Genomic DNA, 16,950 nt, shown 5'->3' on the forward strand with positions numbered 1-16,950 from the left:
ATAATGTAAATCAAGATGAGAAGGGAGTGAGACAGATATGTCTATAGAAGATAAGCCTCTAGAAGATATGTCTACAGAAAGAAAGCTTAGAGAAGATAAGCTTAAAGAAAATAATCAAAGTAACATCAATGAATCATTTCTGTCTATATTTTCATATAACAACGAAGCGACTATCAAAAGGATCATTGGATCGCCAATTGATGAAAAAATAAGAAATGAAAGCAAAGAAATAAATTATGATACGACTTCTAAGGAATTGGTCAATGAGAAGAAAGAAAATATTGCCAAAGAGTTGAAAAATAATGATTTACAACAAGAAATTATTCGTCTGACACGGGACATAGCCACGATCAAGGGGATTGGAACTATCACTTCTTCTGACCAACAGAATATCGATGCTAAGTATATTGAAGATCAAGCGAAATTAAAAAAAGTGCAAGCAACTCTGGAAAGTCATCAAAAAGAATTAAATCAATATGGAGATGGTCAAAGTGTTTTAAAAGTGAATACAAAAGACCAACAAGTTGATGCAGCAATCTTTCTCGCATTAATCAAAAAAGATGAATTTAAAAAAGAATTGACCGTCCATAGAACAGGACTAATAGCAAAAGAAGACGAGGTCAATAAGTTAAGGGCTGAAATTGGTAAAATAAAGAGAAGTAAAAAGACAGTTCTTGAACAAAAGGTCCAATCAGCCGAGGATAAGGTTAAAAAAATTGAGATCGTCCAAAAAGAATTAAAGGATAAGTTAGAGAAGGTCGCGATCAACACAGATCAACTAGAACCTTTGCCTGAAAAACCACTGCGACGTTCCAATTCTTTTTCTGAATTTACGGCAAATAAAAATGATTCGGAACAAATGTTAGTATCAAAATTTCAAGCAATTAGTGCAATAAAAGAAGGATTTCAGAATGAAATTGCTGAAACAAAAGGGCTGATTGATTATACCGATAAGGTGGAAATAGAAGTTGTTCGTTCGGTAGAAGTAAAAGCGGAGCAAGCAAAGGAAGCAGTTGTCCTAAGTAAGGCTGATCGCGAAGCGACTGTTGTTACACCTACGATTGAACGCGAACCAACTCCAGTGATTGCGGAAGAACCAAAAAAAGATCAAGTCGATCGTGCTAGTGTTGAAAAAAACCCGCCTCCGATCGAGGTCAATGTGATCGTGAACGAGGCGCCAGAAAAAACGAAGCTACAGAAACCAATAGTGGAAGAACCTAAAAAAGAACCTGTTGTAAGCGAAAATCTGGAAAGTAAAAAAGCCGAGCTTATCAAAGCATATGTCGAAAATCTTCAAGCAAAAGTTGGCTTGATTGAAGCTAAAAACAAGAATACCGATGTTTTATTGAAGCGGATCAAGCAGAGCAATACGACCGAGGATGTGCAGTTTTTAAAGGAACTTAAAGCGGTTTTGGCTGATCCTGAAAAACTGCAAAAAATGACCAAAGATTTATCTGCTGAAAGTATCAAGCAGATGGATAAAGATATCAAAGGCTTACAAGAAGAAACTCGTGGAATAAAAGAACAAACGAAGAAGTTGAGTGAATTAGATCATTCAAAATTAAAACAATCATTTTTCAGAAATTCTCGAAAAATCCGTGCAGCTAGATGGTTGCTGAATCTATGGCCGATTGCCATGTTACCACTAGGTATGTCATGGGTAGGTTCCATATTACCGTCTACAGCTATGGCTGTTTTTGGGCAACAGTTTGTGAACGCTGCAGTTGGTTTTGTCGCTGCTAGTTTTTTTGGGTCAAAAGCAATTATTTATGCGAAGAAGAAAATCCCGCAAGCATTCAATAAGTTAGTACAGAAGTTCCCAAGAGTATTTGGTCCAATTGCTCGTGGATTGTCGAAAGTACGCGAAAAATTACCTTTTGGAAAACAAAAACAGCCAGCGGAACAAATGAAAGAAGCAACGCCGGTTAATGAAAAATTAGCAGAAGGAATAGCGAAATCTGAAGTAACAAAAGAAGGGTTAACTTCTAAGGATCTCAAAGGCAAAGACAAAGTTGTAGCGATGGAAGCACCAACCAAAGAAGGTGCAAACACAGCTGAAATAGAAGAAAAACAATCAAGAGCCAAACGTGCGTGGGAAACAGTCCGTCATGCGCCGAAGCGGATGTTTGATTATGTCATGAAGAATAAATTATCCTTGTTTATCATGTTGGCTGTGCCACTGGCTCTAGGGATAGGTGGAATGTTTGCCCTATCTGCGCTAGTGCCAATGCTTGCAACCTCTATGGCTGCCCCATTCTTGATGCAGTTAGGTGCCGTGGCTTTGATTGGTGTCAGTATTGGAATCGGTATCCAATTATTAGACAAATTTGTGTTCAAACGAATTGAAAGCCGTGTAGCCAAAAGAGAGGATTTGGCATTTGAAAAAAAAGTTAACGAAAAAATTCTAGAATGCCAAGAGCTAGGGAAGTGTCAATCGTTAGATTCAAAAGAATTTAGGGAGAAAGTATCTGTAATCGCAGGTCTTGATGAAAAAGCGAAAGCGCCTGAGCATGTTCAGTCCAATGAGCAACAAAAAATGACAGAAAGATCTGAACGAACCTCTGAGACGGCGAAAGAATCGAAAGTCATTGAGATGAAACCGAGAGATAGTACACAGTCTCAACCAAGCACCTCACAAACGAAAGTAGAACCAACACCATCGGGCTCGAAAGAACCAGTCGCATTGACAAACAGAGCAAATCCAGCGATCGAACGTCGCGCAAGTTTTTCCGGTACGAGTCCGGACATCGGGCGACAAGTAAGTTTTGAGTCATTAAGAAGAAACTCATTGCAATTATCAAATGAGCGAAATAACCGAGCACGTAGTCAGCAAGCACAGACACAAATTCAAAATAATAACAAGAAAGCTAAAACGACACAATTATAAAAAATAACTTTGACTGAAAGGAAATAAAAAAATTTGAAAAATTCCCGGCAGCTTATGGTAGTGCATGTGTTAGTAATTGGTATTCTGCTTTATGTGGGTAATCGTATTGGTTATTTATTTTTAGCAGAGAATACTGGGAATTTATCATTTGCAGATAATTTACTAACAGCATTCAACCGAACATTTGAAGAACTTTCTAGATTTGCCCCTCAATTTTCTTATGAACCGACGTCGTTAGGGATAGCAGCGGTTGCTGCTATCTCCTATGTACTTTTTGTCTTATATAAGACGTTTGATGAGAAGAATACACGCCCCAATGAAGAATATGGAAGTGCACGATGGGGAAAGTACAGCGACATCCGTGCATTTCTTGATAAGAAAAAAGACTTCAATATCTTGTTGACGAAGAGCGAAAGCTTATCATTATCAGGACGTATGAAGATTACACGAAACGATAATTTCAACCGAAATAAAAATGTCGTTGTGGTTGGAGGAGCCGGTAGTGGTAAGACACGATTTTATGTAAAACCTAACTTGATGCAAATGCATTCCTCCTATGTCGTCAGTGATTCTAAAGGCTTATTATTAGCCGAAACAGGCAAAATGTTTGAAGAAGCCGGTTATCAAATCAAGATTTTTGACTTGATCAACCGAAGAGACACGCATCAATACAACCCGTTTCAGTATATCCAAACAGAGGATGATATCTTAAAAATCGTGAACAATCTAATCAAAAATACGACTAACCCAGATAAAAAAGGTGGAGATGATTTTTGGGAAAAAGCTGAGACAGCCTTATTGATGGCCATTTTTAGCTATTTGATCCAAGAAGTAACTGCAGAAGATCGGACGTTAGGAAACGTAATTGAATTAGTCCGTTTAGCAGATATTGAAGAAGATGTGCCTGGCTATGTCAGCCCACTAGATATTTTATTCAATGAGTTAGAACAAAAAGATCCGACAAATTTTGCGGTATCACAGTACAAGATTTTTAAACTTTCTGGTGATAAAACGACGAAAAGTATCTTAGTCAGTCTAGGCGTGCGATTGTCACCATTTGATATTCCAAGTATCAAGGAACTTGTTTCACAAGATACACTTGAGCTAGATACAGTTGGTGATGTCAAAACGATCCTATATATCTTATTGCCTGATACAGATACCAGTTTCAACTTTTTAGCGAGTATGATGTATCAGCAATTGTTTGACATGTTAGTTTATAAAGCAGATAACGTGTATAAGGGAAGATTACCTTGTCATGTCCGTTGTATCTTGGATGAGTTTGCTAATATTGGACAAATTCCTGATTTTGAAAAAGTGATTTCGGTTATTCGAAGTCGTGAAATCTCTACGAATGTCATTTTACAAAATATTAGCCAGTTAAAAACCTTGTATAAAGATACATGGGAAACGATCATTGGGACCAGTGATGTCTTTTTATATTTAGGCGGAATGGAACAAAGTACGCACGAATATATCTCAAAATTGCTAGGGAAACAAACGATTGAACAAAGAAATACAAGTGTCACCAAAGGGAGCAATGGTTCCTTTAGTGAGAACTTCCAGAAGTTAGGAAGGAACTTGATGGACCCCGATGAAGTGGCAAGTCTCAAAGGACAGGAATGTATTTTAAAAATTCGCGGAGTCCATCCGTTTTTATCAAAGAAATATGATATTGTGAAACACAAAAACTATAAGAAGTTAGGCGATGTGACAGATTCCTATATGTATGAACGAAATCTATCTGCTTAGCTAGCTCGATCAATGAGTCACTCATAATAAATAGAAAGCACCTTCATTCGAATGTTAGACTGAGAATGTGGTGCTTTTTATTAGCTAAAAAGGATGGAGCACTGAAAAGAACAATAAAATTTGTCCATCTCATTCATCGTATGTTGAGGCAATATAGAAATAGCAGTAAGAATAATAACATGTAGGCGGTTTATTATCGAAGGTTAATTGTAAATGATAGTTCTGGTCCTAAAACAAAATTCATTTGCTAATAGGCGATTATCCAGTTTATCTACTAAAGGAACGGACCGTATTTATTCTAAAATTTCTAATGGAAGAAATAACTGATACATGGAAACAGAGAATTTCGCATATACTAAATTTAAGAAATAAAATAAAAAATTATTTTTACAAAAAAAGGAGATTAGCAAAATTATGAATGCACAATTATTAGAACAAGTATTTGGATTAGTTTCACAGTTTACATTAATTGGTGGTGGACTATGGTTGATTTGGGGAACAATTATCCTAGCTGGTGCGTTAAAAGATAAAAATGGCCCTCAATTACAACAAGGGATTTGGCAGATTGTTGGTGGTGGATTGATTCTAGTCGCTGCAGGTTGGTTTGCTACTTCATTCAACATTGGATCGTTTTTACCATAATCGTTAAGCAAAGGAAAGAGTAGGAGTATAGCATATGGAATCTGCAATTATGACTATCTTTGAGCAAATCATGACCTTTCTTAATGGGGACGATCTAAAAAATGTTTTAGGAATGGATTTACGAAGTTACATATATGATGCCTACAGTTTAGTGGAACGACTACAGCAACACGTAGTTGGGCCACTTGCTTTATCCATTCTAGCAATTTTTATTCTTTTAGAGTTTCAGAAAATCTCAACGAAAGTTGAAGGTGCAGGCGGAGCTCCCATGTTAGGATTTGAGATGATTATCAAAGCATTGATCAAATTTGTCATTTGTTACATAGTTATTTTAAGAATTCAAAATATTTTAGATGGTATGGTTATCATTGCCGGCAATTTAACCACTAGGATTTTAACAATTGGAAATGCTTCAGCTGTAAGAGATACAGCAGATGCAGTGAGACAAGCGGTCTCTCAATTAAGTTGGTGGTCACAATTAGTCGTATTACTCGTGATGTGTATCCTATTTTTAGCATCACTTGTTGTTCGTGTATTGGTCCAAGTCACCATTTATCTTCGCTTTTTGGAGATGTATATATTTTGTGCAATGGCGCCAATTCCGATGAGTGCCTTACCAAGCCAAGAGTTTTCAGTGATGAGCAAGGGTTTCTTCAAAAATTTCGCTGCACTCGGTCTACAGGGAACATTCATCGCGTTAGTATTGGTGATTTATCCGACGATCTTCCATCGTATCATGGAAGAAGTTGGTTCAGGAATTTTTGGGATTATTTTAGGTTTGACAGTTTACATGATTGCTTTATTGCTTTCTGTAAATAAAACTAAAGGATGGGCAAAAACATTGATGTCAGCATCGTAAGGAGGAACTATGGCAGTTGAGGTAAAGGTACCAAAGGATATTAAAGAATATAAAGAAAAGGTCATTGCAGGAATGAATTTAAAGCAGCTGCTTTGTTTAGCTATTGCAGCTGGAGTAAACGTCATGATTAGTTTGATTTTCATTGCCGGATTAAAGATTCCTATGGAAATCACAAGTTGGTTTATGATTCTTGCATCCATTCCAATCGTTTCATTTGGCTGGTTTAAGAGAAATGGCTTGACATTTGATATCTATCTTAAACAATTTTTCAAATACCACGTGGCACCAGGGACACGAAAAAAGAAGCCTAAGGAAGAAATAAATAAAGAAATCGAAGATGTAGGCGGGCAAGAAACATGATGAAGTTAAAAGCGCTCAAAGCGTTAAAACCAACTAAAAAACCAAAAGATGAGGAAAAAGAATTTATTAGTAAACCTAAATCAAAGAAGAAAGAGGATATTGATCCTTTTAGGGATACATTTAGGTTTGAAGAGATTTATGAAAGTGGTATTTGTAAAATCGATGAATTCACCTATTCATTGACGCTTGAATTACAAGATATCAATTATCAATTATCTTCTGACGATCATCAAATTGAAATTTTCTCTCAATACTGCGACTTTTTAAATTCATTGAGTAGTAAAACAAAATTACAACTAACTGTTTATAAAAAGAAACGACCGCTTGCTGATTTGCAATCGGTTCTTTATTACAAAGCAAAAAATGATTTCCTCGATTCATATCGTGAAGAAATGAATCAAGTCATTTCAAGGAAATTAGATGAAGAAAAAAATGGTTTCAAAAAAACGATCTTATTTACCTTTGTACAGAAGCATCCTACATTGGAGATTGCGCAAAAAGAATTAGATATGGTAGCAGATCGTTTTGAAATGTTTGCTAGTCGCTTAGGCAGTCAAGCAAAAAAGGTAGAAAAAATAAAATTATTACATATGATTTCCGAAATATTATTAACGAATGACAAGACGGTTAAAACAGAAGTCGATGAGGTACTACCTGAAGTCATGGAATTTAAAGAAAACAAAAACCACGTAAAAATTGATGATCACTATGCAAAAACATTATATTTACAAGAATTTCCTTCTGAATTATCAGATACTTTTCTTTTTGAAATGTTAGAAATTCCTCGTGAAATTGTTGTATCTTTACATATTGAACCAATGGATCAAGATGAAGCATTTGATTTAGTGAAGACGAAATTGGCTTTTATGGAACAACAAAAAGTGGATGAGCAGAAGAAGGCGTTACAAAGTGGGTATGACTTTGAGATGCTCTCTTATGAACTTTCTTACTCACTAACAGAAGCCAAAGGTCTGGTAGATGATCTGCAAAATAGGGGACAAAAATTATATGCGCTAACAGGATCTGTCTATTTCCATTCACCAACGAAAGAAAAGTTAGCTGAAGTCCATGATGAAATAAACTCAGTGTCTCGTCGCTTCGGTTTTAAACTCATTGAATTAGAGTTCATGCAAGAAAATGGCTTGAATGCGACATTACCGTTGGGAATCAATGCGATTCCATTAGATCGAACACTTTCAACAGCGAGTACCGCCATTTTTATCCCATTCACGATTTCGGATTTGATTCAAGAAAATGGGAAGTATTATGGTGTCAATGCGATTTCAAAAAATATCCTTTCACTCGATCGAAAATTATTAAAAGCACCGAATGGATTTGTTCTAGGAACACCTGGTTCTGGTAAAAGTTTCTCAGTCAAGCGTGAAATCGTCAATGTACTACTACGCGATGCAGATGATGAAGTTATCATTATTGACCCTGAGCGAGAATATTCTGTCATTGGTCAAAATTTCAACGGTGAGATCATCAAAATCTCTAGTGATTCACCGACAACGATCAATCCCATGGATATCAATGAGAACTATGGAGATGATACTGATCCAGTCGTGCTAAAATCCGAGTTTTTGATTTCGTTATTTGACCTGATCATCGGTGGCGCCTTGGGGCTAAGTTCGGCACAAAAAACATTGATTGACCGTGTGTGTCGTCGAACGTATGAAGTGTTGAATGATCGTACACCAACATTCATTGACTTTTATAATATCTTGAAAGAACAAGAAGAAGAAGAAGCCAAGCAATTAGTCATGGATCTAGAAATCTATATTGAAGGAAGTTTGTCGGTCTTTTCTGCAGAAACGAATGTCGACATTACCAAGCGTTTAGTGATCTATGATATCAAGGACCTAGGGAAACAATTGAAAACGATGGGGATGCTGATTGTATTAGACCAAGTATGGAATCGAATCACGACCAACCGTGAACGAGGTGTTCGCACGTGGTTATATATTGATGAGATGCAGCTTTTGTTTACGAATGAATATTCTGAGAATTACTTCTTTGAGCTATGGAGTCGTGCACGAAAATGGGGAGCGATCCCGACTGGCATTACCCAGAACGTCGAAACCTTACTATTGTCCGATTTAGCTCGACGGATGTTGTCAAATAGCGATTTTATCATGATGTTGAATCAAGCGAAATCAGACCGTACACAGCTAGTTAGACTGTTTGATATTTCAGAAGAACAAGAAAAATACGTAGTGAACTCTCCAGAAGGGTATGGTCTTATGGTGTTTGGGGATACAACGTTACCCTTTTATGATCATTTCCCTAAAGATACACAGCTCTATAAGATGATGTCAACGAAACCTGGAGAAACTTGATAGGCATACGGGAAAGGAAACAGGAAAGTGGCTGATTCAAAAATTTTAGACAAGAACAGGGCAGGTAAGAACGCTACAACTACTAGCAAAAATAACAAAAAAATGGTAGTGAAAGGTAGTAAACTATCTTTAAAAAAAGGTAATTCCATTAGTACTTCTCGAAGAAAAAAGCTGTTGAAGTTATTAAAGGGGAACAATCCTCATATCAAAAGAAAATCGCAACAAGCAATTTTTCAGAGAAAACAAAGTAAAAACGATAAAAATAATGTGAATAAGGAATCTTTCGATAGCATCGATAAAGGTAAAACGGTCAACACCCAGAGCATCAGTCGCCGACAAAGAATTCGAGAGAGTCGAAGAGATGAGCTAAAGCAACAGCAACATGACTTAATGATGCGCCCTAATAAAGTCGATACAACCATCGCTCCTGCTTCTGTTACTAATAACAACACAGAACAAAAAAAAGAAAAAGCGAATACTCAAGCAATTTTTAATAAAAAGAAGCGTCATCAAAAGATTCGTGACCGACAAAAGAAAAATGCTACCTATAAAGGATACATCAGTAAAGTAAAGCTAGAAAACCAAGCAGGTCAACAAGAAAAAATTAGCTCTACTACATCGAAGATACGTCATAAAAATCAAAAAAGAGCGTTACATCTGTCTAAAAATGAACAGCTTGAAAAAAAGAAAAGAAACAATAAGCGAAAAGAAGGAAAAAAGAATGTTGCAGCTAAAAGGAATATGCGGGCCAAATTAGATAATATGTTGAAAGATCAAATTTCGCCTAAAAATCCTTTTAAAAATAAAATCAAAGACTTGATTATTGATAAAGTTGGGCGAGATGAAGAGGGTAATTTAAATTTGGTTGGTATGCTTATCACCATACTTATTATTCTAAAGTTACCTATCTTATTGAAATTGATCGTAGTCATCTTGATTGTTGCAGTGGTTATTGCGATCATTTCGATCTTCGTTTCTTTTTGGACAACGATTTTAAGTTTATTTGTCGTAAAAACAGAGTCGATGATGATTACCGAAGCATACAACTATGTCACGTGGTTAGATACTTATAAAAACAAAGAGGTATATGATACGTACAATCGACTAGTTGATGACCCGGAGCATGATGAGGTTTATTTTGAAGTGAACGGGATAGAATCGGACCCAGAGCAATTTATGTATATATCCAACGGAGATAACTATATCTACTATTTGAATGCAAAATTTGAAGATTATGATATCGATAATATTGCCATTGCTACCTATCGAAAAAGAGTAGCAGAAAAAACAGGTGTCTGGATTCCGTGGTCATTAAGGGATAGCACATATGCCGTTTTTCATGAGGCACCACATCCATTATCACCTGAACCAATCAAAGTATTCACTGTAAAAGATGAAATCCACGCGTTACATGACATGGTCTACAACTACACGACCGTTATTGAAAAGGACAAAGAAGTTGAAACCGTTGTGATAACGGTCGATAAAGAAACAGGTGAAGAGCATACAGAAGTAAAACGTGAGAGAAAAGATGTTGCTACCGTCAAAATTAATGTACAAACGATTGGTGAAATGTTCGATTCGGATCCTGAAGTAGATATCTATGTGGATATACGTTATTCAGGTGAGGATGATTACTATGGACGAGTCATTGCTTTTGATGAAGATGAAGTAGATAAATATTACCCAATCATGGAGAAAGATCGCTTTGAAGATAAAATTTTCATGGCTAATCCATTTGGTAAGATGAGCTATGCAAATGTGGTGGATAATTTTGGCTATCGTGGACGTGATCCCAATACGCAACATTACCAAATCGCTTTGGAAGCAGAACCTGGAACCCCTGTTTATGCCACCACCTTCGAGACAGTGGAAAGTATCAACTATAGTTATCAGGCTGGTCATACAGATGGTTCAGCGCCTGTAACGACAGCGATAGAAACGGATACAGGTCTATATTATGCGTATTATGTCAATATTGATCCGGTAGTGAGGCCAGGAAGAACCTTAGAAGCAGGTGATTTGATTGGCTATACAAGAAATCAGTTTGATGGGAATTTATTAGTTGCAATGAAAGAATATCGCTTCTGGCATAAAGATCCTGATGTTTATCCAGCGATTTATATCAATAATTTAGTTTTTAGTACGGATACCAACTTAGCATATATGCGTAATGGTGGCGGGCTACGAGGGAATCTAATCAATCCCCCATTAGCCGTTACTAAATGGCAAAATAGAGTTGCGGAACAAACGAGTAAACATGGCATTGAAGCATATACGAATGCGATTTTATCCATGATATGGGTGGAATCTGGTGGAAATGAAGCCATTCAGCCAGATATCATGAATGCGCAACTGGCACTATCATCTCCAGAACGAATCACTACACCAGAGGAATCAATTGAAAAAGGCGTGGAATATTTTGCTTATCTGCTCAAAAAAGCACAAAGCAATAATCTCAATGGTCTGGCAGCGGTCCAAGCCTATAATTATGGCGAAGCGTATCTTGATGATCTGATCAATCGAAATGCACCGTATTCCTTTGAAGATGCGCGCTTGTATGCACAAATGAAAAGTAATAATCAGACCATTCCTTTCAACCATATCGTCGCACAAGGATTGGGCTATAACTGGCGCTACGTTTTTGGCAATATGTTCTATACCGCAATGGTTACAAGAAATATCATGGCAGATACAGGCAGATTAGCTGAGCTCGCTAGAAGAGAATTGGGAAATCCGAATGGTGAGAAGTATTGGCGATGGGCTGGATTCAACAATCGAATAGAGTGGTCAGCCGTATTCGTTTCTTGGATAGCGAATGAAGCGGGATACTTGGAACAAGGCCGAGTATTGAATACAGCAAATGTTCTTGATATGAAAGAATGGTTTGAAACGAATGATAAGTTCAAAACACATGATGAAAACTATGTTCCTCAATCTGGCGACCTTGTATTTTTTGACTGGTCTGGTGGAAGAACAGGAAAAGATCATGTAGGGATCGTTGAATATTCTGGCGGAAATATTATTCAGGTCATCGAAGGTAACTCTGACAATCTAGTAAGAAGAAGAACTTACGCTATTGGGAGTAATGTTATTTCAGGATATGGCCTGCCTTAAGAAGATAACACTGAAAATAATTGATAGATGGTTGAGAGGATATCTTGAAAGGAGGAAGTATGTTAAAAAATTTTTTAGAAACAGAGTCAGGTAAAAAAATAATTATCGGACTTGGATTATTTGTTGTTGTCGTTGCTGGGCTCGTGGGGTATTCATTAATGAATACTACACAAGCAAATACAGATCAATCAGCAGACTCAACGACAGAAGAACAAGCAACAACAGAGTCAAGAGATCGTTTTAACGCGACGATCTACAGTGGTACCTGGTATTCTAATCTACCAGATGATACAGAAATCGAATTAGCAACTGATGGAACATATAAAGTCTCCAGTGATTGGTTTGAATCAGGGATCTATTATTTAAATACAAGTGGACAGGTAGTTTTAGAAAACGATAATAAGCAAACCAAAGAATTTGCCCTACAAACCAAGATGGGCAACACGATCTTATATCGAGAAGAGGATGGGGAGGATTTGTATCTTTATCCTACAGAAGAAGTAAAAGCGCAGTTAGAAGCAGAAATTTCTGAACAGATTGAAGCCGCGCAACGAGCAGTTTCACAAATGTGGATGGATATCTTGATGCAAGGAACATGGGAAAATACGAACAACAATCGTTCCTTTACGTTAGTGTTTGGAGAAGACACATTTACTCAGAAAAAAATTGAAGAAGGGAGATCAGATGAAGAAGTAACGTTTGAGTATCGAATTGTTTCATTTGATACTGATCATGAGGGTGCCAACTTTATCGTCAATCGAACAGACAGTGGGAATCTACAAAAAACAATCACTTTTAGAATCACTGAAGAAGCGAATCAATACAGGTTACTCGGAAATGAAGGAAGCTTCCAATGGAACACTCTATTTGAAAAGCCCTATGAGTCTGTACAAATGACACAAGATGGGACGAGTCGTTCAGACACCTCAAGAACACAAGAAACCACAGATGAAGAGGGCAATACAGTCACTATAACAGAAAGAGATGTGACCTAAATGCATAATAACACAGATAAAGATCCAGAAATCGATAAGCTCGAGAATATTTTTAAAAGAATGTTTCAAAAAGGCCCAATTTGGCTCTATAGATTCGTAAAAAAAGTTTTACAATTAGGAATAAAAGTATATCGAAAAGTCCAAGTATTTCGAAAAAACCGTAAAGAAGCACGAGAAAATCCGAAAAATAAAGATCTAAAAGAAAAAGGTCAAAAAGAAAAAGGAATTTTAGCCAGAGCTTGGAATTTTTTAAGGCAAAAATTCAGAACATTTCAGCAAAATCGCGCAGATGGGCGAGAAAAATTAATAGACAAAGGTCCAAAAGAAAAAGGAAACTTATCCAAAGCCTGGAACTTTGTCAAACGTAAACTTGTCATTAGTAGAGACCACCTGACAAGGGAGCAAGGGACTGCCTCAATGTCCCATGGCCGAAATTCAGCTGAAAAGCCCTTACTGTCTAGAAGTAATTCAGCTGAAAAAGGAGGCACTCCAGATGGAAAGCCGAGACTTTCCGCAATGACGAGTAGAGCGAGTAGCCAAGCAAAACTACACAATGATTCATTAAGAAGTCATGGCTTGGCAAGAAACCCACTAGCAAAAGGGGCACCATTACCAACGAGATAGACCGTAGATCCATAGACCAAAAAACAGGTGGAGAATTTCCACCTGTTTTTTATGTCTACAGTTGATTGAGAAGAATCGTTGCGAATAAACCAAGTGCATAACTACTGTTGAACAAAATCATATTTTTGATCGAATAGCTAAAACTGATAGGCTGCGGTAGACTCTCTTTGAATAGTTGGAGATTAAGATGGATTTTTGGTAAAGTCAAGAAAGCCAGAAGAATCGGCCATTGAAATATACCACTGATCAGTCCTATTAAAAGAATCAGGTAGCACGCATACATCAAAAGTTGAAACAGCATGATCCCGATTGGACGACCAATGTAGAAAACTAACGTATACCGATGATTTTCAATATCTCGCTCCAAATCGCGTAAATTATTCGCTAACATAATATTTGCTATCGTAAAAACAAGTGGGAGTGCTGCAAGAAAGATGGCGGCTACTGCCCAGATATTGCCAGATAAATTGAAGGTGCCAGTTGTTAAAGATAGGGTTAAATCAAATAGATCGCTACGATGAGTGTTGATATAGATGACCATCGTAAATATCCCTAAACCCATGGTAAAACCGCTGAAAATCTCTCCTAATGGCATACGTGATAAAGGGATAGGACCAAAAGTATAAAAGATTCCGATAAAACAACAAATCATACCCATCAGCAACAATAACCAACCGGTCCTCAATGTCAGTAATATACCGATGACTAAGACAAAAGCAATCATGGCCAAAATCATGTTTCGTACGAGCTTTGGTGAAATACCAGTCCGTCCAATGACGTTCTCTTCATATTTATAAATTTCCGAATGTGCTTTTTCATAATCCATATAGTTATTGATTGCGGTAGTTGCTAAGTCAAAGACAAGCATACCAATAAAAAACAGTAAAGTGTTCAACCACTGTATTTCGTGAAAAAAAGCGATAGAGAATAAAACCCCTATCGCAAAAGGAAATACACTAGCGACTTTCGTACGTAGTTCAACTACTTCTAAAAAGATTTTTAGTGTCATATCAGTTACTCCTTAGTTTAATTCAGAACGATTGCCCATGGTATATTTTGAATCTTCAGCGAGTTTGAAAGAGTCTTTGATTGGGTCTGTCACATAGACCTTATCATCTTTTGTAACAAAAATCGCCTCTGTTCCGTCATTCAGTTTATCCTCGATGTAAGCCAATCCATCTTTTACACCCATGGCGAAGACGGCAGTAGATAGTCCGTCACCATCGATCGATTGGTCTGTGATGATCGTGACACCAGCAATGTCATTGTCAAATGGATAACCAGTTTTTGGATCAAACAAGTGATGATATTTCACGCCATCGACTTCTAAATAGCGCTCATAAATTCCAGATGTGACTAATGTTTTATTTCTTTCTTTGATCGAGCCGAGGATCGATCCACGGGCAAGATTCGGATCTTGGATACCGACTGTCCAATCTTGATCTTCTCCTCTAGGACTGTGTCCAAGAACATAGACATTCCCACCTAGATCGACGATCGCAGTCGTTACATCATTGTCTTTCAAGACTTTGACGACTTCATCGGTAATGAACCCTTTCGCAATTGCCCCTAGATCAAGGATCATGCCTTTTTCTTGCAAGTAAACAGTCTTTTCCTCATCATTGAATTGGACTTTATGGTAGTCGACTAACTTCAATGCTTCATCAATTTCTGCTTGTGATGGCTTACGGGCATCATCGAAACCGATACGCCAGAGTTGTGTGATTGGACCGATTGCCATATCAAAGCCTCCATGTGAGTCTTCGCTATACTCATATGCTCGTTTTAATAAACGGTACACATCATCGGACACTTTGACTGGTTGGATTCCTGCTTGTTGATTGATTTCATCAACTTCGGAGCCGCTTTGATTGATCGTGATTTTATCGCCCAACTCTTTGACACGGTCAAAAGCAGGTTTTAATACGTCTTCTTTCCCTTCATCGTAGATACGGATACGCACGTAAGTACCAAGTAAAAATTGTTCATCTGTGTAAGGGTCAGAAAGCAGTGAAGTGTTGTTCTCTTGTTTTCCTTCCGTTGTTTGATCTGTGCTACAGCCCGCAATAGTCAGTAGGCACAAGAGCAAGACGAAAGGGAGTAATCGTTTCTTCAACATCTATTCCTCATTTCTTTTTATCTATTGCTTATTTCACATAAAAGAACTCTCTTAGTGAAATCAAAAAGTAAGCTCATGCTTTGTATTCTAATATAATCTGGCAGGAATGAACATCTTTTTTTCGGGGGATGTACGTTTATATAGATAGAATAGAAAAAGAGATGTGACAGTTGCCACATCTCCAAAAGTATTATCGTAAAGGCAGATGAGCCTTTTGTAGGACAAAGTTTATTTTGTCACAATGTTGTCGACTTCAATTGTTTGTGTGTCACCTTTTTCAGCGGCATTCACTAATTGTTGTGCGTACATGATGAATGAATGTGCACTGTGTGTTGCACCAGTAATCACTTCAACATCTGCTGGAGAACCATCTTCTTCGCCCATTGCTGAAACAAGTTCATCGTTTAATTCTGGGATGTAAGTTTGAGGGTCAGTACCAGATTTTTCTTTCATCTTTTCATTGTACTCTGTATCATCTTGTTTTGATTTGCCATCTGCATCGATGTAATCAAAGTTTGATTCAGTAACTTTGCCATCTGCAACTGTCAATTCAAATTGTACACGGTAGCCATTTGAATAGTTTTTCTCTTCTAATTTGTATGTGCCGTCTTTAAGTTCAGCACCATTGTCGATTTCAATCGTTTCTGTGTTGCCTGCTTGAGCCGCTTGGATCAATTGTTGTGCATAGTTTTGGAAACTTTCTGATGAATGTGTCGCACCAGTAACAACTTCTACACCACTTGCGCTTTGTGCACTTAGCAATTGCTCATTTAATTCAGGAATGAACATTTCTGGATTTGTACCAGATTTCTCTTCCATTTTTTCGTTGTATTCTGTGTCATCTTGTTTTGATTTGCCATCTGCATCGATGTAATCAAAATTTGATTCAGTGATCTTGCCGTCTTTCACGACCATTTCAAAGACTGAACGGTAACCATTAGAGTAGTTTTTCTCTTCTAACTTATATGTACCGTCTTGTAATTCTCCACCAGCAACGATTTCCTTAGATGATTCTGTTGTACTAGTTTCTGTTGTAGAAGATTGTGCAGTAGAAGTAGAAGAAGATGTACTACTTGAACTATCATTGTTATCTGATCCACAAGCTCCTAGCAATAATGTTGAGAATGCTAATACCGCAAACCCCGTAACAAACCGATTTTTCTTCATTTTTTAACCCCGCCATTTCATTTTTTGTCCACAAATTCCTTGTGATTCATTATACATTCTAATGGATATCATCAATAAGTCAACCGTTT

Annotated in this window: 12 protein-coding genes; 9 read left to right on the forward strand and 3 right to left on the reverse strand. The window is 37.3% G+C overall.

Going from position 1 to position 16,950, the window contains the following annotated elements; genetic code table 11:
* Window positions 1-37 precede the first annotated feature (37 nt).
* From I2F89_RS12145 to I2F89_RS12185, 9 genes are all read left to right on the forward strand, one after another.
* Window positions 38-2,887 carry a hypothetical protein gene (locus I2F89_RS12145; protein WP_195514410.1) on the forward strand — a complete coding sequence of 950 codons (2,850 nt, stop codon included), beginning with the start codon at window positions 38-40 and terminating at the stop codon, window positions 2,885-2,887.
* 54 nt (window positions 2,888-2,941) lie between these two features.
* The gene (locus I2F89_RS12150; protein ID WP_071867587.1) at window positions 2,942-4,639 is read left to right on the forward strand and encodes a VirD4-like conjugal transfer protein, CD1115 family; all 1,698 of its coding nucleotides are present in this window, start codon (window positions 2,942-2,944) and stop codon (window positions 4,637-4,639) included.
* A gap of 414 nt (window positions 4,640-5,053) precedes the next feature.
* Window positions 5,054-5,281 (forward strand): hypothetical protein, encoded by a 228-nt coding sequence (locus tag I2F89_RS12155; RefSeq protein WP_019722809.1) that lies wholly within the window; start codon window positions 5,054-5,056, stop codon window positions 5,279-5,281.
* Between the two features lie 34 nt (window positions 5,282-5,315).
* Window positions 5,316-6,140 (forward strand): hypothetical protein, encoded by an 825-nt coding sequence (locus tag I2F89_RS12160; RefSeq protein ID WP_071867586.1) that lies wholly within the window; start codon window positions 5,316-5,318, stop codon window positions 6,138-6,140.
* A 9-nt stretch (window positions 6,141-6,149) separates the two neighbouring features.
* Window positions 6,150-6,500, forward strand: a complete 351-nt coding sequence (locus I2F89_RS12165; protein ID WP_071867585.1) for a PrgI family protein — start codon at window positions 6,150-6,152, stop codon at window positions 6,498-6,500.
* The gene (locus I2F89_RS12170; protein WP_195514411.1) at window positions 6,497-8,839 is read left to right on the forward strand and encodes a VirB4-like conjugal transfer ATPase, CD1110 family; all 2,343 of its coding nucleotides are present in this window, start codon (window positions 6,497-6,499) and stop codon (window positions 8,837-8,839) included. Before I2F89_RS12165 ends, I2F89_RS12170 begins: the two co-directional genes overlap by 4 nt.
* Before the next feature lie 27 nt (window positions 8,840-8,866).
* Entirely contained in the window at window positions 8,867-11,956 is a 3,090-nt protein-coding gene (locus tag I2F89_RS15715; protein WP_185953850.1) for a lysozyme family protein, read from the forward strand.
* A gap of 59 nt (window positions 11,957-12,015) precedes the next feature.
* The gene (locus tag I2F89_RS12180; RefSeq protein ID WP_071867583.1) at window positions 12,016-12,951 is read left to right on the forward strand and encodes a hypothetical protein; all 936 of its coding nucleotides are present in this window, start codon (window positions 12,016-12,018) and stop codon (window positions 12,949-12,951) included.
* Window positions 12,952-13,575, forward strand: coding sequence for a hypothetical protein (locus I2F89_RS12185; protein ID WP_074801002.1), 624 nt, complete (start codon window positions 12,952-12,954; stop codon window positions 13,573-13,575).
* A gap of 55 nt (window positions 13,576-13,630) precedes the next feature.
* Here I2F89_RS12185 and menA read toward each other — a convergent pair whose 3' ends face one another.
* The 3 genes from menA to pplA form a co-directional block, all read right to left on the reverse strand.
* Window positions 13,631-14,584: a 1,4-dihydroxy-2-naphthoate polyprenyltransferase gene (gene menA, locus I2F89_RS12190; protein WP_071867581.1), complete on the reverse strand. Its 954-nt coding sequence runs from the start codon at window positions 14,582-14,584 to the stop codon at window positions 13,631-13,633.
* 12 nt (window positions 14,585-14,596) lie between these two features.
* On the reverse strand, window positions 14,597-15,694 hold the full coding sequence (locus tag I2F89_RS12195) for an FAD:protein FMN transferase (RefSeq protein ID WP_195514412.1): 1,098 nt from the start codon (window positions 15,692-15,694) through the stop codon (window positions 14,597-14,599).
* A 228-nt stretch (window positions 15,695-15,922) separates the two neighbouring features.
* A complete protein-coding gene (gene pplA, locus I2F89_RS12200) occupies window positions 15,923-16,861 on the reverse strand; it encodes an extracellular electron transfer flavoprotein PplA (protein ID WP_086335447.1) in 939 nt (312 codons plus the stop codon).
* Window positions 16,862-16,950 lie beyond the last annotated feature (89 nt).

It is taken from the genome of Enterococcus sp. 1001283B150225_161107_E12, assembly GCF_015556925.1.
Classification (GTDB): Bacteria; Bacillota; Bacilli; order Lactobacillales; family Enterococcaceae; genus Enterococcus_B; species Enterococcus_B mundtii.